Origin of the sequence: Variovorax boronicumulans (assembly GCF_029892485.1) — a bacterium.
GTDB classification, from domain to species: Bacteria; Pseudomonadota; Gammaproteobacteria; order Burkholderiales; family Burkholderiaceae_C; genus Variovorax; species Variovorax boronicumulans_B.
In genome coordinates, this window is record NZ_JARXVG010000009.1 from 135,141 (window position 1) to 157,972 (window position 22,832).

At 65.4% G+C, this 22,832-nt stretch carries 20 protein-coding genes; 15 read left to right on the forward strand and 5 right to left on the reverse strand.

The genetic code is table 11. The features are described 5' to 3' along the window. Positions 1-131 precede the first annotated feature (131 nt). The 5 genes from M2282_RS20880 to M2282_RS20900 form a co-directional block, all read right to left on the reverse strand. A complete protein-coding gene (locus M2282_RS20880) occupies positions 132-410 on the reverse strand; it encodes a BolA family protein (protein WP_280810678.1) in 279 nt (92 codons plus the stop codon). After that, positions 407-946: a septation protein A gene (locus M2282_RS20885; RefSeq protein WP_280810679.1), complete on the reverse strand. Its 540-nt coding sequence runs from the start codon at positions 944-946 to the stop codon at positions 407-409. Before M2282_RS20885 ends, M2282_RS20880 begins: the two co-directional genes overlap by 4 nt. After that, positions 943-1,353, reverse strand: a complete 411-nt coding sequence (gene msrB, locus M2282_RS20890) for a peptide-methionine (R)-S-oxide reductase MsrB (protein WP_198788542.1) — start codon at positions 1,351-1,353, stop codon at positions 943-945. Before msrB ends, M2282_RS20885 begins: the two co-directional genes overlap by 4 nt. Beyond that, entirely contained in the window at positions 1,350-2,831 is a 1,482-nt protein-coding gene (locus tag M2282_RS20895) for a protein adenylyltransferase SelO (protein WP_280810680.1), read from the reverse strand. Before M2282_RS20895 ends, msrB begins: the two co-directional genes overlap by 4 nt. A 63-nt stretch (positions 2,832-2,894) precedes the next feature. Next, positions 2,895-3,980: an AraC family transcriptional regulator gene (locus tag M2282_RS20900; protein WP_280810681.1), complete on the reverse strand. Its 1,086-nt coding sequence runs from the start codon at positions 3,978-3,980 to the stop codon at positions 2,895-2,897. Between the two features lie 150 nt (positions 3,981-4,130). On the opposite strand from M2282_RS20900, the gene M2282_RS20905 reads away from it, so the two are divergent. The 15 genes from M2282_RS20905 to M2282_RS20975 all read left to right on the forward strand — a co-directional run bounded on the left by M2282_RS20905 (position 4,131) and on the right by M2282_RS20975 (position 22,824). Next, positions 4,131-5,915: a carboxylesterase/lipase family protein gene (locus M2282_RS20905; protein ID WP_280810682.1), complete on the forward strand. Its 1,785-nt coding sequence runs from the start codon at positions 4,131-4,133 to the stop codon at positions 5,913-5,915. A 152-nt stretch (positions 5,916-6,067) separates the two neighbouring features. Next, on the forward strand, positions 6,068-7,711 hold the full coding sequence (locus tag M2282_RS20910) for a 3-(methylthio)propionyl-CoA ligase (protein WP_280810683.1): 1,644 nt from the start codon (positions 6,068-6,070) through the stop codon (positions 7,709-7,711). Between the two features lie 150 nt (positions 7,712-7,861). Next, positions 7,862-9,091, forward strand: a complete 1,230-nt coding sequence (locus tag M2282_RS20915) for a branched-chain amino acid ABC transporter substrate-binding protein (RefSeq protein WP_280810684.1) — start codon at positions 7,862-7,864, stop codon at positions 9,089-9,091. Between the two features lie 202 nt (positions 9,092-9,293). Beyond that, positions 9,294-10,538 (forward strand): branched-chain amino acid ABC transporter substrate-binding protein, encoded by a 1,245-nt coding sequence (locus M2282_RS20920; RefSeq protein WP_280810685.1) that lies wholly within the window; start codon positions 9,294-9,296, stop codon positions 10,536-10,538. A gap of 72 nt (positions 10,539-10,610) precedes the next feature. Continuing rightward, positions 10,611-11,564 (forward strand): branched-chain amino acid ABC transporter permease, encoded by a 954-nt coding sequence (locus M2282_RS20925; RefSeq protein ID WP_176657545.1) that lies wholly within the window; start codon positions 10,611-10,613, stop codon positions 11,562-11,564. A 4-nt stretch (positions 11,565-11,568) separates the two neighbouring features. Next, entirely contained in the window at positions 11,569-12,873 is a 1,305-nt protein-coding gene (locus M2282_RS20930; protein WP_280810686.1) for a branched-chain amino acid ABC transporter permease, read from the forward strand. Next, positions 12,873-13,649 carry an ABC transporter ATP-binding protein gene (locus M2282_RS20935; RefSeq protein ID WP_280810687.1) on the forward strand — a complete coding sequence of 259 codons (777 nt, stop codon included), beginning with the start codon at positions 12,873-12,875 and terminating at the stop codon, positions 13,647-13,649. The genes M2282_RS20930 and M2282_RS20935 overlap by 1 nt, the downstream gene beginning before the upstream one ends. Before the next feature lies 1 nt (position 13,650). Beyond that, complete coding sequence (locus M2282_RS20940; RefSeq protein ID WP_042581647.1) at positions 13,651-14,346, forward strand: ABC transporter ATP-binding protein; 696 nt, start codon at positions 13,651-13,653, stop codon at positions 14,344-14,346. A gap of 238 nt (positions 14,347-14,584) precedes the next feature. Continuing rightward, positions 14,585-16,690: a 3-hydroxyacyl-CoA dehydrogenase NAD-binding domain-containing protein gene (locus M2282_RS20945; protein ID WP_280810688.1), complete on the forward strand. Its 2,106-nt coding sequence runs from the start codon at positions 14,585-14,587 to the stop codon at positions 16,688-16,690. A 26-nt stretch (positions 16,691-16,716) separates the two neighbouring features. Beyond that, on the forward strand, positions 16,717-18,192 hold the full coding sequence (locus M2282_RS20950) for a M20 family peptidase (RefSeq protein WP_280810689.1): 1,476 nt from the start codon (positions 16,717-16,719) through the stop codon (positions 18,190-18,192). A 43-nt stretch (positions 18,193-18,235) separates the two neighbouring features. Next, positions 18,236-19,411, forward strand: coding sequence for an acetyl-CoA C-acyltransferase (locus M2282_RS20955; RefSeq protein WP_280810690.1), 1,176 nt, complete (start codon positions 18,236-18,238; stop codon positions 19,409-19,411). Between the two features lie 170 nt (positions 19,412-19,581). After that, positions 19,582-21,438, forward strand: coding sequence for an acyl-CoA dehydrogenase (locus M2282_RS20960; protein WP_280810691.1), 1,857 nt, complete (start codon positions 19,582-19,584; stop codon positions 21,436-21,438). A gap of 2 nt (positions 21,439-21,440) precedes the next feature. Next, a complete protein-coding gene (locus M2282_RS20965; protein ID WP_280810692.1) occupies positions 21,441-21,677 on the forward strand; it encodes a hypothetical protein in 237 nt (78 codons plus the stop codon). 15 nt (positions 21,678-21,692) lie between these two features. Continuing rightward, positions 21,693-21,995, forward strand: a complete 303-nt coding sequence (locus tag M2282_RS20970; RefSeq protein WP_013541594.1) for a Dabb family protein — start codon at positions 21,693-21,695, stop codon at positions 21,993-21,995. A 31-nt stretch (positions 21,996-22,026) separates the two neighbouring features. Beyond that, positions 22,027-22,824 (forward strand): SDR family oxidoreductase, encoded by a 798-nt coding sequence (locus tag M2282_RS20975; protein WP_280810693.1) that lies wholly within the window; start codon positions 22,027-22,029, stop codon positions 22,822-22,824. The last annotated feature ends 8 nt before the right edge of the window (positions 22,825-22,832 follow it).

Sequence of the window (22,832 nt, forward strand, 5' to 3'; positions counted from 1 at the left end):
AATATCAGGCTGGAGAGGAAATGCGCGTGTAGGAAAAGGCGCGTGAAAGAAAGCGGAGAGAGGCGAACAAAAGGGGGAAGGAAAGGGTCCCGGGGCATCGCGTGAAGACCGCGTGCAACCGATTGGACGACTCAGAGCACCTCGATGGCGATGGCGTGCAGACCCTGTGCGATAAAAACCTGGAGGGCATCATACACAAGCCGATGCCGCGCCACGCGGGGCTTCCCGTCGAACTTCGGGGAGGCGATGCGGACCCGGAAATGGGTGCCGTAGCCCTCCGCATTGGCGCCCGCGTGGCCGGCGTGCGCGGCGCTTTCGTCGATCACCTCCAACTGCGTGGGGAACAGCGCTTCGCGCAGCGCGCTCTCGAGCGCGGCGACAGTCGGCAGGGGAATGGTCGTGCTCGTCATGCGGTTGGCTTGTCTTCTTTCAGGTGCGGCGCGATGTACAGGCCCTGCGCCACCAGGAAGACGATCGGGAACACATAGCCCCAGAGCTTGAAGTTGACCCAGGCCTCGGTGGTGAAGTACGCCGCCACGTAGCCGTTGATGAGCGCCATGAAGAGGCAATAGCCGATCCACGCGACATTCAGCCGGCCCCAGATGCGCTCGGGCAGCTCGAGTTGCGAGCCCAGCAGCATCTTCAGGAAGTTCTTCTTCAGCGCCCAGAGCGCCACAGCCAGCGCAATCGCCATCGCGCCGTAGAGCACGGTGGGCTTCCACTTGATGAAGCGGTCGTCGTGCAGCACCAGCGTGAGCGTGCCGAAGAGAAGGATCAGCACCAGCGTGGCCTTCTGCATCGCCTGGAGCTTGCGCTCCATCGCATAGATGATGGCCATCTGCACCACGGTGGCGGCCATCAGCACGCCGGTGGCGGTGTAGATGTCGGCGAGCTTGTAGGCGCCGAAGAACAGCAGGATCGGGAAGAAGTCGAGGATCAGTTTCATTTTTTCTGGAAGTCGAGCGACGCCGAATTCATGCAGTAGCGCAGGCCCGTTTCGGTGGGGCCGTCGGGGAAAACGTGGCCGAGGTGTGCGCCGCAATTGGCACAGACATTCTCGGTGCGCACCATGCCATGCGAGCGGTCGACGATGTTCCGGATGGCGCCGGGCACCGCTTCTTCGGAGAAGCTGGGCCAGCCGCAGCCGGCGTCGAACTTGGTGCCCGATTCGAACAGCTTCGCACCGCAGCACACGCAGTGGTAGGTGCCGTCGTCCCAATGCGCTTCGTACTTGCCGGTGAAGGGACGCTCGGTGGCGGCGTGGCGGGTCACCTCGAAGGCGGCGGGTTCGGCGCCTTTTTCAGCGAGCAGGGCCTTCCATTCGGCGTCGGTTTTTTCAACAGGAGTGGTCATGATGAGCAGCTGATTTCAATCGTCGAGGCCCAGTCGGGCGGGAAGCCGGCGTAAGCGTCGGCGCCGGGATGTTCTTCAAATGGGGTTTGGAGCAGCGCAAGCAAGGTTGCCACACCCGAGTGGTCCTTTTGCTGACTTGCTTCGATGGCTTGCTGTCCGAGGTGGTTCCGCAGCACGAACTTCGGGTTCGTCCTGAGCATCAGGTCGGCAGCCTGTGCGCGCCCAGCCGTCGCATGGCGCTCCGAAAAGGCTGTCAGCCAGGCATCGAAAGCCGCGCGGTCGAGGAACAGGTCGCGCACCGGCTCTGCATTGCCGTCGGCCATGTACTGCGAAAGGCGGCGCCAGAAGATCGTGTAGTCGACCTTGCCGGCAGCCAGCAGCTTGAGTACGCCCTCGATCAATGCGCGGTCGCCATCGGCCGTGTCAGCCAGGCCGAGCTTGGCGCGCATGCGGGCCTCGAATGCGTCCGGGAACACCGTCTTGTACGACTCCAGCGCGGCGACGGCGACTTCCTGGTCGCCGATCAGCGGCAGCAGCGCCTGCGCCAGGCAGAAAAGGTTCCAGTACGCCACGTTCGGCTGCTGGTTGAAGGCATAGCGTCCGCTGGTGTCGCTGTGGTTGCAGATATGGCGCGGATCGAAGCCATCGAGGAACTGGAATGGCCCGTAGTCGATGGTGAGCCCGAGGATGCTCATGTTGTCGGTGTTCATCACCCCGTGGCAGAAGCCCACGGCCTGCCATTGGGCGAGCAGGGCGGCGGTGCGTTCGCTCACGGCTTCCAGAAACGCGGCGTACGCGTTGCCGTTGAAGCGGTCGGTGGTGCGGCAGGCCGGGTAATAGCGGTCGATGACGTAGTCGGCCAAGGCGCGCAACTCGTCTTCTCGCTGGTTGGCCGCGAAGTGCTCGAAGTGGCCGAAGCGGAGGAAGCTCGGCGCCACGCGGGTCACGACCGCGGCGCTCTCGGGTTCTTCGCGGAACACGCGGGCGTCCGAGCCGGTCACGCAGAGCGCGCGGGTGGTCGGGATGCCGAGGCCGTGCATGGCTTCGCTGCAGAGGAATTCGCGGATGCTGGAGCGCAGCACCGCGCGGCCGTCGCCGCCGCGTGAGTAGGGCGTGCGCCCCGCGCCCTTGAATTGCACGTCGAGTCCGCCGTCGGTTTCGCCGAGCATGATCGCCCGGCCATCGCCGAGCTGGCCGGCCCACACGCCGAACTGGTGGCCGCTGTAGACCGTGGCGAAGGGGTTGGTGCCGGCTACAGGCAGGCTGCCGGTCAGCGCCGCGAGCGTGGTGTCCGATTGCCGCCAGTCGGGCGGCAAGCCCAGGTCGCGGGCGACCGATTCGCTGTGGCCGACCCAGTACGGGTCGGGCAGGGGCGTCGGCCGCAGGTGGGTCAGAAAGGCGGGGCCGAGTGCCGCGAAACCGGGTTTCCAGCGCAATCCCAGGTCCGCGACGTCCGTGTCTTCAGCAAGCAGGCTCATGCCCGGATTGTCCGGCACCGGGCGTAACCCCTTGCCGAGCGGGCCATCGCGGCCCCTGGACGCTCAGTGGGCCAGCGCCGGCGCGTCCCAGGTTCCCCAGATCCGCGCCCGGTACTGCGCGGGCGGCAGGCCGAACCAGCGCTTGCAGGCCCGGAAGAAGTTGCTGCTGTCGACGAAGCCGAGCATGTCCGCCACGTCGGTGAGCGTGTGGCGGTCTTCGGCCAGGTACTGCTGCGCGAGTTCCCGGCGGGTGCGGTCGAGCAGCGACTGGAACGACATCGACTCCTCCTGCAGCCGCCGCTGCAGCGTGCGCTCCGCGAGGCCCAGGCCCGCGGCCACGTCCTGCCGGCGCGGCTCGCCATGCGGCAGGCGGCGCGCGATTTCGGCGCACACCAGGGTGCTGGTGGTGGTCTGCCCGAGCAGGTTCAACTGGTCGTCGAGCAGGTGCTCCTGCATCTCGCCCAGCACGGGGTGGTGGGTGGGCAGCGGCATGGCCATGTCGGCGGCCGACAGCAAGAGGCGATTGGCGGGCGCGTTGTAGCGGATCGGGCAACCGAAGGCCTCCCGGTGCAGCCGGTCGTCGGTCGGGGGCGGGTAGACGAACTCCATGGCCAGCGGCTGCAGCTCGCGCCGGGTGAGCCACTGGCACTGCATGAACACGGTCAGGAGCGCGTATTCGACGCGCTGGCGCGGGATCGGCAGGCTGCCGCCGGTGTGTTCCATCACCATCCAGCAGCCGCGTGCCTCGGGCTGCATCGAGAAGGCGGTGGCGTCCGAGATCACCGCCATGTAGCGCGTGAGCCGGGTGAGCGCCGCGCCCAGGTCGGCGCTGCACGACATGGCGTGACCGACCGTGCCCAGTTTGCTGTGGGTGGCGGCCAGGTCGCGGTGCAGGCCCAGCGTGGGCTTGCCGGCGCGGGCCACGGCCAGTTGCCAGAGCACGGAGATCTCGTCGACCGGCACGCGCGCGTTCTGGCGGTGCAGGGAGTCGGGGTCGAAGCCGGCTTCACGCAGCAGCGAGGGCACGTCCAGCCCCTCGGCCTCGAACATCGAGAGCACACCTTCGAGCCAAGCGGCCGAGCTGGTCCGCAGTTCCGGCTGCTGGGTGCAGCCCGGCCGGCGTTGCGGCCGGCGCTGTGCATGCGGCATGGAGGCTCCTGAAGTCATTGAATTGGCTCGCTTGCGATAGCGGGTGAAACGCGGTCCGTTCCTAGAATTTTTGAGCGGGTCCGGCCGGCCGGAGTATGGCCACCGGACACCGATGCAGGAATTCCGATTAACCCGGTGTGGAGACAAACAATGAATACAGCAGAGACAACGGAAGATCAGGGCGCAACCCGGCCCACGGGAGCGGTGGCGCGAGCGATGGCGGTCGCGGCCTGCGTCGCGCTCTCGGCCTGCGGCGGCGGCTCGGACTCCGGTTTTTCCTTCACGCCGATCGCCCCCGTGACGTCGCCGCCACCAGCCCCGCCACCCGCCGCCGATGGCCCGATGGTGCGCCAGACCACCGCCGGCAAGATCGAAGGTGTGGACGACAGCGCCGGGACCGGCACCTGGTCCTGGAAGGGGGTTCCGTTCGCCCAGGCGCCGGTCGGCCCGCTGCGCTGGGCGCCGCCCGCCGATCCCAAGCCCTGGGAGGGCGTGCGCGCCGCGAGCCGGTTCGGCCGCAGTTGCGCCCAGGGCGGGCGCTATTTCAGCCCGGCACCCGGCGACGCACCCTTCGGCCTCGGCAACCGCGAGGGCTTCGGCAAGCCGGTGGGCGACGAGGACTGCCTCACGCTCAACATCTGGCGCCCGGCCGGCGACACCGCCAAGCTGCCGGTGATCGTCTACATCTACGGTGGCAGCAACATCTCGGGCTACACGGCCGATCCGGGCTATGACGGTGCCCAGCTTGCGAAGCGCGGCAACGCTGTGGTCGTGACGATCAACTACCGCCTGGGCGTGCTCGGCTGGCTCGACCTGCCGCAGCTGAAGACCGGCGAAGCGAAGAACGACTCGGGCAACTTCGCGCTGCTCGACCAGATGCAGGCCCTGAAGTTCGTCCAGGCCAACATCGGCGCCTTCGGTGGCGACGCGGGCAACGTCACGGTGATGGGGCAGTCGGCGGGCGCGGTCAACACCTGGGGGCTGGTCGTCTCTAGCGCATCGGCCGGCCTGCTGCACAAGGCGGCGCCGCTGAGCGGCGGCATGGCCTTCGCCTCGCGCGCCACCGCCCAGACCTATTCGAAGGCGCTGCTCAACGCGATCGCCATCGCCGAGGGCAAAGCCACCGACACCCCCTCGGCCAGCGCCTGGGTGGCTTCCCAGACCGATGCGCAGATCGCGACCTACCTGCGCGGCCTGCCGGCGGACCGATTGCTGACCATCGTGCTCGCGAATCCGCAGCTGGGCAACGCGCCCGCGCCGATCGAGGACGGCACCATCCTGCCGGTGAACTCGCGCGCAGAGGTTGATGCCGGCCGGTTCAACAAGGTACCCATGCTGATCGGCAACACGCGCGACGAAGGCACGCTGTTCGCCAACCTGTTCGGGACCTTCACGGGGCAGGGCCTGGGTTTCAAGCCCACTGACTACGAGCGCTTCGGTCTGCAGTACAACTTCAACCCCGACGCAGCCGTGACGCTCACCGAGGCCGACCTGATCAATGCACCCTACCTGCCGGTAGACAAGCCGTTGAACGGCTGGAAGGCGGCCTCGGATTTCGCCACCGACGCGATCTTCCTCAACGGCCTGCCTGCGCAGATCGACTCGGTGGCCAAGTACCTGCCGACCAAGACCTGGTACTACCGCTTCGACTGGAGCCAGCAGGTGGCGCCGTTCAACACCGTCTACGGCGCCACGCACGGGCTGGACACGGCGTTCATGTTCCACAACTTCGGCACCAGCATCTTCTCGTTCTCCTTTGGCGAGGCGAATCGGCCGGGGCGCGAGGCGCTGTCGGACGCGATGGTGGGCAGCCTGTCCGCGTTCGCGCGCACCGGCAATCCCAACCATTCGGGCCTGGGCGTGACCTGGCCCACCTGGCCGCGCAAGCTTGTGCTCGACGCCAGCAAGACGCAATTGCAGAACAGCGCGCCTTGAACCCAGCATGCGCCGGCGGCGCCGGCTGTCGTCTTGACGACAGTTCGGTGCCCGGAGACTGCGGGTTTCTGTCATTGTGCGAACGCACATAAATTGCGTGAATCGCCGTAGTCCGAGAAACACTGAATTCTGTTGAAACAAGGAGCCTGTAGATGCTGGGTTTGATGCAAGACCAACCGCTTTTGATCTCGTCGCTGATCGAGTTCGTCGAGCGCCACAACGGCGACGGCGAGATCGTCTCGCGCCGTGTCGAAGGCGACATTCACCGCACCACATGGGGCGGCATCGCATCGCGTGCCCGGCAGGTGGCCAATGCGCTCGATGGCGAGCAGCTGCTCTTCAGCGACCGCATCGCCACGCTGGCCTGGAACGGCTACCGCCACCTGGAGCTGTACTACGGCGTGAGCGGCAGCGGCCGCGTGCTGCACACCATCAACCCGCGCCTGCATCCCGACCAGATCGCCTGGATCGCCAACCACGCCGAAGACCAGATCCTGTGCTTCGACCTCACCTTCCTGCCGCTCGTGCAGGCGGTGCACGCCAAGTGCCCCACGATCCGGAAATGGATTGCACTGTGTGATGCCGACAAGCTGCCGGCCGACAGCGGCATCCCCAACCTCGTGAGCTACGAAAGCTGGATGGGCGCGCAGCCCAACAGCTACGACTGGCCCACCTTCGACGAGAACTCGGCCTCGAGCATGTGCTACACGAGCGGCACCACGGGCAACCCGAAGGCCGCGCTCTACAGCCACCGCTCGACCATGCTGCACGCCTACGCCGCGGCCCTGCCCGACGTGATGCGCCTCTCGGCGCAAGACTCGGTGCTGCCGGTGGTGCCTATGTTCCACGTCAACGCCTGGGGCATTCCGTATTCGGCGGCGCTCGTGGGCTGCAAGCTCGTATTCCCCGGCCCGGCACTCGATGGCAAGTCGGTGTTCGAGCTGATCGAGTTCGAAGGCGTGACCTTCGCGGCCGGCGTACCCACCGTCTGGCAGATGATGCTGGGCCACATGCAGGCCGGTGACCTGAAGTTCAGCAAGCTCAACCGCACCGTCATCGGCGGCTCGGCCTGCCCGCCGGCCATGATCAAGGCGTTCCAGGAGAAGTTCAACGTCGAGGTGCTGCATGCCTGGGGCATGACCGAGATGAGCCCGCTGGGCACCCTGTGCACGCTCAAGAACAAGCACCTGTCGCTGCCGCCCGACGCGCAGCTGCAGATCCGCATGAAGCAGGGCCGCGCGATCTTCGGCGTCGACATGAAGATCGTCGACGGCGACGGCAACGAACTGCCCTGGGACGGCAAGGCCTACGGCGACCTGCTGGTCAAGGGCCCGTGGATCGTGAAGGAGTACTTCAAGGGCGAGGGCGGCGATCCGCTGATCCCTGATGCGCAGGGCCGCGGCTGGTTCCCCACCGGCGACGTCGCCACCATCGACGCCGAGGGCTATTTGCAGATCACCGACCGCAGCAAGGACGTGATCAAGTCCGGCGGCGAATGGATCAGCTCCATCGAGATCGAGAACATTGCCGTCGCACACCCGGCCGTGGCCATGGCCGCCTGCATCGGCGTATTCCATCCGAAGTGGGACGAACGGCCGATCATCGCGGTGGTGAAGAAGCCCAACGCCGAAGTCTCGCGCGAGGAACTGCTCAAGTTCTACGAAGGCAAGACCGCCAAATGGCAGATTCCCGATGACGTGGTCTTTGTCGAAGCCATTCCGATCGGCGCCACCGGAAAGATCCTGAAGACCCGGCTGCGCGAACTGCTCAAGGACTACAAGCTGTCGACGCTCTGAACACGCGGGACCGCCCGCCCGCACTGTCGCGCAGGCGATAGGAAGGCCACTTCGGCGGGCTTCCTTCCGGGCATTCCCTGTGCGTGGAAAAAAGGGGCACTTGTACGCTGGCATCCCGCTTCATACCGCCTTTCATCCAGGAGACTCTTCATGCAATTTGCCCTCAAGTCAGTCGCTGCCTGTGCCATGTTGGTGAGCGTGACCGCCGCCTTTGCCCAGAAGGGCGAGACGGTCAAGATCGCCTGGCTCGATCCGCTGTCGGGCCTGATGGCCGCGGTGGGCACCAACCAGCTCAAGACCACGCAGTTCCTGGCCGAGGAGTTCAACAAGAAGAATGCGTCGGGCGTGAAGTTCGAGATCATCGCCATCGACAACAAGCTCAGCCCGCAGGAAACCACCGCCGCGCTGCGCTCGGCGCAGGACCAGGGCGCGCGATACATCACCCAGGGCAACGGCTCGGGCCCGGCGCTGGCGATCATCGACGCCATCGAGAAGAACAATGCGCGCAATCCAGGCAAGGAACTGCTCTACCTGAACTATGCGGCGGTGGACCCGGACCTCACCAACAGCAAGTGCAGCTACTGGCACTTTCGCCTCGACGCCGACACCTCCATGAAGATGGAGGCGCTGACCACCTGGATGAAGGACCAGGCCGACATCAAGAAGGTCTACATCCTCGGGCAGAACTACGCGCACGGCGTGCAGGTGTCGAAGTTCGCCAAGGAAGACCTGAAGATCAAGCGCCCCGACATCCAGATCGTGGGCGACGACCTGCATCCGCTCGCGCAGGTGCGCGACTTCGCGCCGTACGTCGCCAAGATCAAGGCCTCGGGCGCAGACACCGTCATCACCGGCAACTGGGGCTCCGACCTGTCGCTGCTCATCAAGGCGGCGAACGACTCGGGCCTGGACGTCAAGTTCCTGACCTACTACGCGCCGGGCGCCGGCACGCCCACGGCCATGGGCGCCACCTCGGCCGGCAAGGTCTACACCGTGGCCTATGCCCACTACAACATGGGCGGCGAGATCCAGAAGCTGCTGGCCGGCTACAAGAAGAAGATGAACGACGACCTGACGCAGTCGTCGATCTATCACACCTTCGCATTGCTCGATGCGGCCTTCGTGCAGACCAAGTCGACCGATCCCGTGAAGGTCGCGGCCGCACTCGAAGGCATGAAGATCAAGAGCTTCAACGGCGAGGTCGAGATGCGCAAGGCCGACCACCAGCTGCAGCAGGGCCTCTACATCTCGCGCTGGGAGAAGGCCAGCGCCAAGTACCCGTACGACGCCGAGAACACCGGCTACACGAACGTCCCCGTGAAGTACTACGAGTCGTATGTGGCGAGCACGCCCACGACCTGCCAGATGAAGCGCCCCTGAGGGCCTTTGTGAACGCATTTCCTACTCGGCGGTAGCAAGGCTCTACCGGCGGGTAGCAATTGGAGAAATGCGCTGTCGCCTGCGCGATAGAAACGGGCCTTCGCGGCCACCCCCTTACGGGCATTCCCTGAGGGGAGGGGCTGGGAACGCTTGTACGCTCGTGCAAGGCTTTTTGATTCGGTTTGACCAGGAGATATAGATCGTGAAGTTCGCTCTGAAAATCGCTACCGCAGCCATCCTTGCCGCGAGTGCCTCCGGCGCTCTGGCCCAGAAGGGTGAAACCGTCAAGATCGCATGGCTGGACCCGCTCTCGGGCCTCATGGCCGCGGTGGGCACGAACCAGCTCAAGACCTTCCAGTTCCTGGCCGAAGAATTCAACAAGAAGAACGTGGCCGGCGTGAAGTTCGAAGTCATCGGGATCGACAACAAGCTCAGCCCCCAGGAAACCACCAGCGCACTGCGCTCGGCCATGGACCAGGGCGCGCGCTACGTGGTGCAGGGCAACGGCTCGGGCCCGGCGCTCGCCATCATCGATGCGCTGGAAAAGCACAACGCCCGCAACCCGGGCAAGGAAGTGCTCTACATCAACTACGCAGCGGTCGATCCCGACCTCACCAACAGCAAGTGCAGCTACTGGCACTTCCGCCTCGATGCCGACACCTCCATGAAGATGGAGGCGCTCACCACCTTCATGAAGGACCAGACCGACATCAAGAAGGTCTACCTCATCAACCAGAACTACTCGCACGGCCAGCAGGTCTCCAAGTACGCCAAGGACAACCTGAAGAGCAAGCGCCCCGACGTCGAGATCGTCGGCGACGACCTGCATCCGCTGGCCCAGGTGCGCGACTTCGCGCCGTACATCGCCAAGATCAAGGCCTCGGGCGCCGACACGGTCATCACCGGCAACTGGGGCTCCGACCTCGCGCTGCTCATCAAGTCGGCCAACGATGCGGGCCTGAACGTCAAGTTCTACACCTACTACGCCGTGACCAACGGCACCCCGACCGCCATGGGCGCAGCCTCGGACGGCAAGGTCTACCAGGTGGGCTACAGCCACTACAACGCGCCGGGACCGGTGCAGCCGCTGATGGGCGAGTTCAAGAAGCGCTTCAACGACGACATGTACACCACCGATATCTACACGGTGTATGCCATGCTGAGCGAAGCGTTCGCGCGCACCAAGTCGACCGAGCCGGTGAAGGTCGCGGCCGCGATGGAAGGCATGAAGTTCAAGAGCTTCAACGGCGACGTCGAAATGCGCAAGGCCGACCACCAGCTGCAGCAGGGCTTGTGGATCACGCGCTGGCAGAAGGCCGACGCCAAGAACCCGTACAGCCCGGAAAACACCGGCTACACGCTGGCCCCGGTGAAGTACTACGAGCCCTACGTCTCGAGCACCCCGACGACGTGCCAGATGAAGCGACCCGGCGCCGCGGCTTCCTGATCTGTCGCCTAGCTGGTCGAGGCCCGACTTCAACACTCGGGCCTCTTTCTTTTTCACGCATCCGAAAGACCGATGAACGTCGAATTCTTCGTCATCTCGCTGCTCAACGGCGTCAGCTACGGCTTGCTGTTGTTCATGCTGAGCTCTGGCCTTACGCTGATCTTCAGCATGATGGGCGTGCTCAACTTCGCGCACGCCAGCTTCTACATGCTCGGCGCCTACATTGCGTACACGCTGTCGAACATCATCGGCTTCTGGCCGGCGCTGTTCATCGCGCCGCTGCTGGTGGGCCTGCTGGGTGCCGCGTTCGAGCGCTACAGCCTGCGCCGGGTCCACAAGTTCGGCCACGTGCCCGAACTGCTGGTGACCTTCGGCCTGTCGTACCTCATCCTCGAGCTCGTGCAGTTGGCATGGGGCCGCTCGACCGTGCCTTACGGCCTGCCGACGCAACTGCAGGGCCCGCTGTTCTCGCTGTACGGCACGCAGTTTCCGAAATCGCGCTCCTTCATCATGCTGGTGGCGGTGCTGATGCTCATCTCGGTGTGGCTGCTGCTCACGCGCACCCGCATCGGCCTGGTGATCCAGGCGGCGCTCAAGCACCCCGACATGGTCGAGGCGCTGGGCCACAACGTGCCGCGCGTGTTCATGCTGGTGTTCGGCGGCGGCGCCGCGCTCGCGGGCCTCGCGGGCGTGGTCGGCGGCAACACCTATGTCACCGAGCCCGCGATGGCGGCCTCGGTCGGCTCGATCATCTTCGTGGTGGTTGTGGTCGGCGGCATGGGCTCGCTGGCCGGTGCGTTCCTCGCGTCGCTGCTGATCGGCATCATCCAGACCTTCGCGGTCGCCATGGACCAATCGCTGGCCACGGGCCTGCGCGCCATCGGCATGACGGTGACCGACCAGACCTTCGGCTACGAGCTCCTCAAGCTCACGATCTCGCAGGTTGCGCCGATCCTTCCGTACCTGTTCCTGGTGCTGATCCTCATCTTCCGGCCCAAGGGTCTTCTGGGCACGCGAGAGGACTGACACCATGACCACAGCAACCACACAGTACTACCGCTTCAAGCCCTGGAACATCGGGCGCTACCTGATCTGGACGCTCTTCGCGGTCGTGCTGATCATTTCGCCGCTGCTGTTCAAGAGCAGCCTGGCACTCACGATGCTCTCGCAGATGGGCTACCTCATCATCATCTGCCTGAGCTACAACATCCTCCTGGGGCAGGGCGGCATGCTGAGCTTCGGCCATGCGGTGTACGTCGGGCTCGGCTCGTTCCTGGCGATCCATGCGATGAACATGGGCGCCAAGGGCGGCATGCAGATTCCACTGGTGCTCATTCCGCTGGTGGGCGGCCTGGCCGGCATGTTCTTCGCAATCTTGCTGGGCTTTGTGACCACCAAGAAGTCGGGCACCACCTTCGCGATGATCACGATGGGCATCGGCGAACTGGTGGCCTCGATGGCGCTGATGTTCCCGAGCTTCTTCGGCGGCGAGGGCGGCATCACCACCGACCGCGTGTACGGCCCGACTTTCTTCGGCTTCAACTTCGGTTCGCAGATCCAGGTGTACTACCTGATCGCCGCGTACTGCTTCGTCTGCACCGCGCTCATGTATGCCTTCACCGGCACGCCGCTCGGCCGCATGCTGAATGCGGTGCGCGACAACCCGGAGCGCGTGGAGTTCATCGGCTACAACACGCAGCGCGTGCGCTACTTCGCGTTCATCATCGCGGGCTTTTTCGCCGGCATCGGCGGTGGCCTGGCCTCGATCAACTTCGAGATCGTGAACGCCGCCGACAGCTTGAACGCCATCCGCTCGGGCGGCTACCTGCTGTTCACCTTCCTGGGTGGCGCGGTGTTCTTCTTCGGGCCGATCATCGGCGCGGTGCTGCTGGTGTTCGCATCGATCCTGCTGTCGGAACTGTCGAAGGCCTGGCAGCTGTACTTCGGCCTGGTGTTCGTGTTCATGGTGATGTTCGCCCCCGGCGGCATCGCGAGCCTGATCATGATGAACCTGCGCGTGGCCAAGTTCGGCAAGTTCGACCGCTTCTGGTGGTTGTACCTCGCGCTCGCGGTAGCGCTGGTTCCGGTCGTCGTCGGCGCGGCTGCGCTGATCGAGATGATCTATCACATCCAGCTGAATGCGGCGATGGGCCCGACGCTGAACTTCTTCGGTGTGGCGCTCGATACCGCGGGTGTCGGCAGCTGGCTGGGCGCAGCGGTGATCCTGGCCATCGGCCTGGGCGCGCTGGAAGTGGCACGGCGCCGCTTCGTGCGCGTCTGGGGCCATGCGCAAGAAGAAATCGAAGCAGAAATCAAACGTCGGGAGGCGGCGTAATGAGCGCGCAACACGCACTGGAACTGAAGGCGCTGCGCAAGAACTTCGGCAAGACCGAGATCATTCGCGGCGTGGACCTGGCGGTGAACGCCGGCGAACGCGTGGCCATCATCGGCCCGAACGGGGCGGGCAAGTCGACGCTGTTCAACCTGATCAGCGGTCGCCTCACGCCCACCAGCGGCGAGGTGCTGCTGAACGGCGAGCGCATCGACGGCAAGAAGCCCTACGAGATCAACCGGCTGGGGCTCTCGCGCAGCTTCCAGATCACGAACATCTTCCCGAAGCTGAGCGTGTTCGAGAACCTGCGCTGCGGGGTGCTGTGGAGCCTGGGCTACAAGTACACGTTCCTGCGCTTTCTCTCGAACCTGGACGACGCGAATGCGCGCACCGAGGAGCTCATCAAGCAGATCGGCCTGGAGCGCAAGCGCGACGTGCATGCGGTGAACCTCACCTATGCCGAGCAGCGCGCACTGGAAATCGGCGTGACGATCGCGGGCGGTGCGGGCGTGATCCTGCTGGACGAGCCCACGGCCGGCATGAGCAAGACCGAGACCTCGCACTTCATCTCGCTCATCAAGCAGGTGACGGTCGGCAAGACGCTGCTGACGGTGGAGCACGACATGGGCGTGGTCTTCGGCCTCGCCGACAAGATCGCGGTGGTGGTGTATGGCGAGGTGATCGCCTTCGACACGCCCGCCGCCGTTCGCGCCAATGCGCGGGTTCAAGAGGCGTATCTGGGTTCGTCGGTCGCCGACGCGCAAGGGGCGGGACACTGACATGCTGAAGCTTCACGACATCCACGCCTACTACGGCAAGAGCCATGTGCTGCATGGCGTTTCCTTCGACGTCGGCCCCGGCGAGATCGTCGCGCTGCTGGGCCGCAACGGCTCGGGTCGCTCGACCACTGCCAAGGCCATCATGGGTCTGGTGCATGCCGAGGGCACGCTGCGCTGGAAGGACCAGGACATCCTGCGCAAGAAGGCTTACGAAATCGCCCACCTGGGCATCGGCTACGTGCCCGAGAACCGCGACATCTTCCCCAAGCTCACGGTGCACCAGAACCTGCTCTTGGGGCAGAAGGGCACGGGCAAAGGCAGCCGCTGGCAGTTCGACGACATGTACAACATGTTCCCGCGCCTGAAGGAGCGCCAGCACACCGAAGCGGGCGTGCTCTCGGGCGGCGAGCAGCAGATGCTCACGCTGTGCCGCACGCTGATGGGCGACCCCGACCTGATCATCATCGACGAGCCGACCGAAGGCCTTGCGCCCAAGATCGTCGAGCTGGTGGGGCAGTACCTGCGCACGCTCAAGGACAAGGGCATCTCGGTGCTGCTGATCGAGCAGAAGCTCACCATCGCGATGCAGATCTCCGACCGTGCGCTCGTCATGGGCCACGGCAGCATTGTGTTCGACGGCACGCCCGACAGCCTGCGCGCCGATGCCACCACTCGCAAAGAGTGGCTGGAGGTTTAGCAAACCCCCAGGCTTCGCGCACTTCGTGTCGCTAGGCCAACCCCCTTGCAGGGGGCAACACCAGCGGCCCGGCAAAGCCGGTTCCGCGGTGTTCCCCCAAAAGTCCCGCCCTCCGCACGAAGGGCTTGTCGCTACAGCGACTGCATGCCATTGTTGCGTCGCGACAAAAGCCTAGAATCCCTCGAAAAAGAACACTCGTGCTTTTTCTTCTTTTTCTTCACACACCAAGGAACGCAGCATGACGGCTGAATACAAAGTGCTCGGCGATGTCGCCGTGATCACACTGACCAACCCTCCGGTCAACGGTCTCGGTTTCTCGACCCGCATCGGCATCACCGATGGCTTGGCCAAGGCCAATGCCGACGACGCCGTCAGGGCCATCGTCATCACCGGCGCCGGCAAGGCGTTCTCCGGCGGTGCGGACATCAAGGAATTCGGCACGCCCAAGGCGCTGCAAGAGCCCAACCTGCTGAGCGTGATCCTCACGCTCGAAGCCTCTCCCAAGCCCATCGTTGCAGCCATCCACTCCGTGTGCATGGGCGGCGGCCTCGAGCTGGCGCTCGGCTGCCACTACCGCGTGGCAGCACCCGGCACCAGCATCGCGCTGCCCGAAGTCAAGCTCGGCCTCATTCCAGGCGCTGGCGGCACGCAGCGCCTGCCGCGCGTGATCGGCGTGGAAACCGCCCTCAACATGATCGTGAGCGGCGAGCCGGTGAAGAGCGAACTGCTCGCGAGCCTGCCGGGCCAGAAGCTGTTCGACAAGCTGGCCGCATCGGCCGAATCGGTGTTCGACGAAGCCGTGGCCTTCGCCAAGAGCGTGGCTGGCAAGACAGGCGAGGCGCTGCCGCTGGTGCGCAACCTGCCGTGCAAGCACCCGCAAGGCGACGCCTACTTCCAGTTCACCAAGAACATGGTGGGCGGCATGTCCAAGAACTACCCGGCGCCGCTGATGTGCATCGACGCCGTGCAGGCCGCGACGAAGATGAAGTTTGACCAAGGCATGGCCGAGGAGCGCCGCATCTTCACCGCGCTGATGTTCACGCCCGAATCGCTGGCACTGCGCCACCTGTTCATGGCCGAGCGCGCAGCTTCGAAGATTCCCGATGTGGCTGACGACACCCCCAAGCGCGAAATCAAGGCCGTGGGCGTGATCGGCGCCGGCACCATGGGCGGCGGCATCTCGATGAATTTCCTGAACGCGGGCATCCCCGTGAAGATTCTCGAGATGAAGCAGGAGGCGCTCGACCGCGGCATTGCCACCATCAAGAAGAACTACGAAGCCCAGGTCAAGAAGGGCAAGCTCAAGCAGGACAAGTACGAGCAACGCATGGCGCTGCTGAGCACCACGCTGAGCTACGACGACCTGAAGGATGCCGACCTCATCATCGAAGCGGTGTTCGAGGAAATCGGCGTCAAGGAAAAGGTCTTCAAGGAACTCGACCGCGTGGCCAAGAAGGGCGCGATCCTGGCCTCCAACACCTCGACGCTGGACGTCGACAAGATCGCCTCGTTCACCGACCGTCCGCAGGACGTGGTCGGCATGCACTTCTTCAGCCCGGCCAACGTGATGAAGCTGCTCGAAGTGGTGCGCGGCAAGGCCACCGCCAAGGACGTGCTCGCCACGGTCATGGCCATCGGCAAGAAGATCAAGAAGACCTCGGTGGTCTCGGGCGTGTGCGACGGCTTCATCGGCAACCGCATGATCGAGCAGTACTCGCGTCAGGCCGGCTTCCTGCTCGACGAAGGCGCGACGCCGCAGCAGGTGGACAAGGCCGTCGAGAAGTTCGGCTTTGCCATGGGCCCGTTCCGCATGGGCGACCTGGCCGGCAACGACATCGGCTGGGCGATTCGCAAGCGCCGCGCCACCGAACGCGCCGACATGAAGTACAGCCGCACGGCCGACAAGCTCTGCGAACTGGGCCGCTTCGGCCAGAAGACCGGGGCAGGGTGGTACGACTACCAGGCCGGCAAGCGCGATGCGATTCCCTCGGAACTCGTCAACAAGATGATCGAGGACCACCGCAAGGAACTGGGCATCACGCCGCGCAAGATCTCCGACGAAGAGATCGTGCAACGCCTGGTGTACGCCCTCGTCAACGAAGGCGCGCATATCCTGGAAGACGGCATTGCCTCGAAGTCCGGCGACATCGACATGGTGTACCTCACGGGCTACGGTTTCCCGATCTGGCGCGGCGGCCCGATGCACTACGCATCGCAGGTGGGCCTCTACAACGTGGCCGAGTCGATGAAGCGCTTTGCGAAGAACCCGCGCGACGACGCCGAGTTCTGGCAGCCGGCGCCGCTGATCCAGAAGCTGGTGGCCGAAGGCAAGTCCTTCAGCTGAGACTGATCCGGGAGTCCTGACCGCCTATGTTGAAACGCATCTTCCTCGGGCTGCTGCTGGCAATCCTGTTGCTGGTGGCCGCCGTGGCGGTCAAGACCTGGACCACGCCATCGCAGCAACTGGCGGTGGCGCCCGCACCCAAGCTGGACATCGACCTGCAGGCAGCCGCCAAGCGGCTTTCCACGGCGATCACGTTCCGCACGGTGTCGGGCCTCGATGACCCCGCCGCCAACGCGGCCGAGTTCGACAAGCTGCACGCCTACCTCGAACAGCAGTACCCGAAGGTCCACGCCACCCTCAAGAAGGAAGTGGTGGGCAACAAGGCGCTGCTCTACACATGGACCGGCACCGACCCGTCGGCCAAGCCCATCGCGTTGATGGCGCACCAGGACATGGTGCCCATCGCCCCCGGCACCGAGAAGGCCTGGACGGTCGACCCCTTCGCGGGCGAGATCAAGGACGGCTTCGTCTGGGGCCGCGGCACGCTCGACAACAAGAGCAATCTTTTCGCGCAGATGGAAGCCATCGAGCTGCTCATCGGCGCCGGCTTCAAGCCGAAGCAGACCGTCTACCTCGTGATGGGCGACGACGAAGAGGTGAGCGGCCTGCGCGGTGCGCTGCCCATCGCCGAATTGCTCAAGTCGCGCAATGTGCGCCTCGACTGGGTGCTCGACGAAGGCCTGCTGGTGCTCGACGGCGTGCTGCCTGGCCTGTCCAAGCCCGCGGCGCTGATTGGCCTGGCCGAGAAGGGCTACGGCACCTTCTTTCTTTCGCTCGACACCGCCCCCGGCCATTCGTCGATGCCACCGCAGCACAGCGCCATCGGCAGCATGAGCGCCGCGCTCGCGCGGCTCGAAGCCAACCCGATGCCCGGTGGCATCAAAGGCGTGGCGGGCCAGATGTTCGGCGCGCTCGCACCCGAGATGAGCGGCGTCAACCGCGTGATGCTCTCCAACCTGTGGCTCACCGAGCCGCTGGTGCGCGGCCAGCTCGAGAAGAGCCCGAGCAGCAACGCGATGCTGCGCACGACCACCGCGCTCACCATCGTGCGCGCCGGCAACAAGGACAACGTGCTGCCCGGCCGCGCCGAGGCTGCGGTCAACTTCCGCATCCTGCCGGGCGACTCGATCGACAGCGTCGAGGCCCACCTGCGCAAGGCTTTGGCCAACGATGACATCAAGATCAAGCGGTATCCGGGCAACTCCGAGCCGTCGCCCGTGTCACCGACCGACAGCACAGGCTATCGGGCGATCCAGCAGGCCGTGCGCCAGACCTTTCCGGACGCCGTCGTGGCCCCGGGCCTGATGACCGCCGCCACCGATTCGCGCCACTTCAGCCTCGTGAGCGACGCCGTCTTCCGCTTCTCGCCGTTCCGCGTCAAGGGCGAAGACCTCGCGCGCTTTCACGGCAACAACGAACGCCTGGCCATCTCCAACTACGGCGAGATGATCGGCTTCTATCACCAGCTCCTGAGCAACACCAACGCTGCTCCGGCGCAATGACGACCAACCCTCTTTTCCCCTTCCATCTTCAAAGGACCTCACCATGACCAGCGCCGTCATTGTTTCCACCGCCCGCACGCCGCTCGCGAAGAGCTGGAAGGGTGCCTTCAACATGACGCACGGCGCCACGCTCGGCGGCCATGCCGTTCAGCACGCCATTTCGCGGGCCGGCATCGAAGCCGCCGAAGTCGATGACGTCATCATGGGTTGCGCCACGCCCGAAGGCGCCACCGGCTCCAACATCGCGCGCCAGATCGCGCTGCGCGCCGGCTGCCCGGTCACCACCTCGGGCATGACGATCAATCGCTTCTGCTCCTCGGGCCTGCAGACCATCGCCACCGCCGCGCAACGCATCATCGCGGGCGAAGGCGACGTGTACGTGGCCGGCGGCGTCGAGAGCATTTCGTGCGTGCAGAACGAAGCCAACAAGCACATGCTGGCCGACCCGTGGCTCGTGAAGCACAAGCCCGAGATCTACTGGAACATGCTGCAGACGGCCGAGCAGGTCGCCAAGCGCTACAACATCGGCCGCGACGCCATGGACGAGTACGGCGCAGCGAGCCAGCAGAAGGCCACCGCCGCGCTCGAAGCCGGCCGCTTCAAGGAAGAAATCGCCCCCATCACCGTGCTGGCCGGCGTGGCCGACCCGGTGCTGGGCCTGCGCACCAAGGAAGTGACGATCGAGAACGACGAAGGCATCCGCCCCGGCACCACCAAGGAAGGCATCAGCGGCATCCGCTCGGCCATGCCCGGCGGCCTGATTTCGGCCGGCAATGCCAGCCAGTTCTCCGACGGCGGTGGCGCCTGCGTGGTGGTCGACGAGAAGTACGCGCAGCAAAAGGGCCTCAAGCCCCTCGGCCGCTTCCTCGGCTTTGCCGTGGCCGGCTGCGAGCCCGACGAGATGGGCATCGGCCCCGTCTTCGCGATTCCCAAGGTGCTCAAGCGCCTGGGCCTCACGGTCAACGACATCGACCTGTGGGAACTGAACGAAGCCTTCGCGGTGCAGGTGATTTACTGCCGCGACAAGCTGGGCATCCCGGCCGACCGCCTCAACGTGGACGGCGGCGCCATCGCCGTGGGCCACCCCTACGGCGTGAGCGGCCAGCGCCTGACAGGCCACGCACTCATCGAAGGCAAGCGCCGCGGCGCGAAGAAGGTGCTGGTCACCATGTGCATCGGCGGCGGCATGGGTGCTGCGGGCGTGTTCGAGGTTCTCTGACTCTCCCCCAGCCTGCGGCGCACTGCGTGTCGCCTTTGCCAACCCCCTTCCGGGGGCAACACCAGCAGCCCGGCTGAGCCGGTTCCGCGGTGTTCCACGAACGGGCCCGGCTTCGCCGGCCGACGAGCGCTGCCGGTGGAGATCGGCAGCCTCACCATCAAGACCCAATCATGAGCCTGCGTCCCACCCTCGACTTCCTTCTCTACGACTGGCTCGATGCCGAGTCGCTCAACCAGAGCAGGCGTTTCGCCGACCATTCACGCGAAACCTTCGATGCTGTGCTCGACACCTGCGAGCGCATCGCGCGCGAGAAGTACGCGCCGTTCAACCGCACGGTCGATACGCAGGAGCCGCACTTCGACGGCGAGAAAGTCATCCTGCCGAAGGCCACGCACGACGCGCACAAGGCCTTCGTCGAGTCGGGAATGATGAGCGCCGCGCAGGACTACGACATCGGCGGCATGCAGCTGCCCTACACGCTCTCGGCCGCGGCCAACAGCTTCTTCGCGATGGCCTCGGTGAGCATTGGCTCCAACATGCTTACCAGCGGCAACGCCAACCTGCTGATGGTGCATGGCACCGAGATGCAGAAAGAGGTGTTCGCGAAGAACGAGTTCTCGGGCCGCTGGGCGGGCACCATGTGCCTGTCGGAGCCGCAGGCAGGCTCGTCGCTGAGCGACGTGGCCACGCGGGCCGTGCCCGATGGCGCGGACTATCAAAACGATCCGCTGGGTCCGCGTTATCGCCTCACCGGCAACAAGATGTGGATCTCGTCCGGCGACCATGAGCTGACCGAGAACATCGTGCACATCGTGCTCGCCAAGATCCCCGACGAGAACGGCAAGCTGGTGCCGGGCACGCGCGGCATTTCGCTCTTTATCGTGCCCAAGCGGATGGTCAACACCAAGGGCGAACTGACCGGCGAGCGCAACGACGTGGCGCTCGCGGGCCTGAACCACAAGCTGGGCTGGCGCGGCACGACCAACACGCTGCTGAACTTCGGTGAGGGCAAGTACCCGGTCGATGGCAAGGCGGGCGCCGTGGGCTACCTCGTCGGCGCGCCCGGCAAGGGCCTGCACTGCATGTTCCACATGATGAACGAGGCCCGCATCGGCGTGGGCACGGCTGCGACCATGCTCGGCATGGCGGGTTACTACGCCTCGCTGGACTACGCGAAGAGCCGCCCACAGGGCCGCCTAGTGAAGAAGCCCGAGGCGGGTGCAGGCAGCCAGGTGGCAAAGGACTCGGCCAGCCCGCAGGTGCGCATCATCGAACACGCCGACGTGCGCCGCATGCTGCTCGCGCAGAAGTCGTATTGCGAAGGCGCGCTGGCGCTGGAGCTGTACTGCGCCCGGCTGGTCGACACGCAGAAGACCGGCGACGCGCAGGCCGCCGACGACGCGCGCCTGCTGCTGGAAGTGCTCACGCCCATCGCCAAGAGCTGGCCCAGCGAGTGGTGCCTCGAGGCCAATTCGCTCGCGATCCAGGTGTACGGTGGCTACGGCTACACGCGCGACTTTCCGGTGGAGCAGTACTGGCGCGACAACCGCCTGAACATGATCCACGAGGGCACGCACGGCATCCAGGCGGCCGACCTGCTGGGCCGCAAGGTGCTGATGGAAAAGGGCCGCGGCATGCAGCTGCTGGCCGGCCGCATCACCGAGACCATCGCCCGCACGTCCAAGGTGCCAGCGCTCGTGGCGCATGCCAAGGCGCTGGGGGCCGCGCTGCAGCGCATCGGCAGCGCGACCGAAGCGGCCTGGTCCACCGGCGACCCGGCCGACGCCCTCGCCAACGCCGTGCCGTACATGCAGGCCTTCGGCCACACGGTGCTCGCCTGGCTCTGGCTGGACGTGGCGCGGCGGGCGCTCGAGATCGACGCAGACAAGGCGAGGGCGGTAACAGCTGGCAAGATCGGCGCCACGGACTACTTCTTCCACTACGAGCTGCCCAAAATCGGTGCCTGGCTCAACGTGGTCGAGAGCCGCGACCCCACCTGTACCGCTTTGCCCGAGGACGCTTTCTGACAATGGCCAACGCCGCTCCCAACACTCCCACCCCCGTCAACCCCCCGAAGCCGCACGCCCGGCTCGAGAAGTGGATCTGGATCCTGATCTACGGCGGCCTGTTCCTGGTGATCCTGGGCATCGCCACGGGCCGCACCGACGCTACGCTGGGCTGGTCGATGGCCGCGCCCGGCGGCGTGGTCGCGCTGGTGGGCGTGGTGCTCATCTACGTGCGCTCGCGCCTGAACGACAAGAAATAGGCAGAAGGCCAGACCATGCTCAAGCACATCGTGATGTGGAAGTTCAAGGAGCACGCCGAGGGCGCCGACAAGGCGACCAACCTGCTGAAGGCCAAGGCGCTGCTCGATGCCTGCGCGAAGCTCTCGCCCGGCACGCACCGTTTCGAGGTGGCCATTGCCCAGCCCGGGTTGGAGGCCACCTACGACCTGGTGCTGTACTCGGAATTCACCGATGCCGCCGCGCTCGCAGCCTATGCGGACCATCCGCAGCACGTGGCGCTCAAGCCCTTCATCGGTGCCGTGCGTGAAGCCCGCCAGTGCATGGATTACGAGATCTGACCACCCCCTCACAGAACACCGGAGACAACCCATGACCGCCCGCACCACCCAGCAACTCTTCGACCTCACCGGCAAGACCGCCCTCATCACCGGCGGCTCGCGCGGCCTGGGCCTGCAGATGGCCCATGCGCTCGGCGAAGCGGGCGCCAGGATCATGCTGAGCTCGCGCAAGGCCGACGACCTGGAGCAGGCCGCCGCCGAACTGCAGGCGGCCGGCATCGACGCGCGCTGGATCGCCGCCGATTGCTCGAAGGAAGAAGACACCCGCCGCCTGGCCGACGAGACGCTGCAGCGCATGGGCGCGGTCGACATCCTGATCAACAACGCCGGCGCGAGCTGGGGTTCGCCCGCCGAGAGCCACCCGGTCGAAGCGTGGGACAAGGTGATGAACCTCAACGTGCGCGGCTATTTCATCCTGTCGCAGCAGATCGCCAACGGCTACATGATCCCCAAGAAGACGGGCCGCATCATCAACATCGCCTCGGTCGCCGGCCTGAACGGCAATCCGCCCGAGATGCAGACGCTGGCCTACAACACCTCCAAGACGGCGGTGATCGGCTTCACGCGCACGCTGGCGGCCGAATGGGGCAAGTACAACATCACGGTGAACGCGATCTGCCCCGGCTTCTTCATGACGAAGATGGCCGCCGGCCTGATCAAGTCGTTGGGCGAAGAAAAAATGGCTGCCAAGGCGCCGCTCGGCCGCCTGGGCGACGACGAAGACCTGAAGGGCCTGACGCTGCTCTACGCGAGCGATGCCGGCAAGCACATCACCGGCCAGTGGCTGGCGGTGGACGGCGGCGTGAGCGTTGTCCTCGGCGCGGCATAGAAACTGGA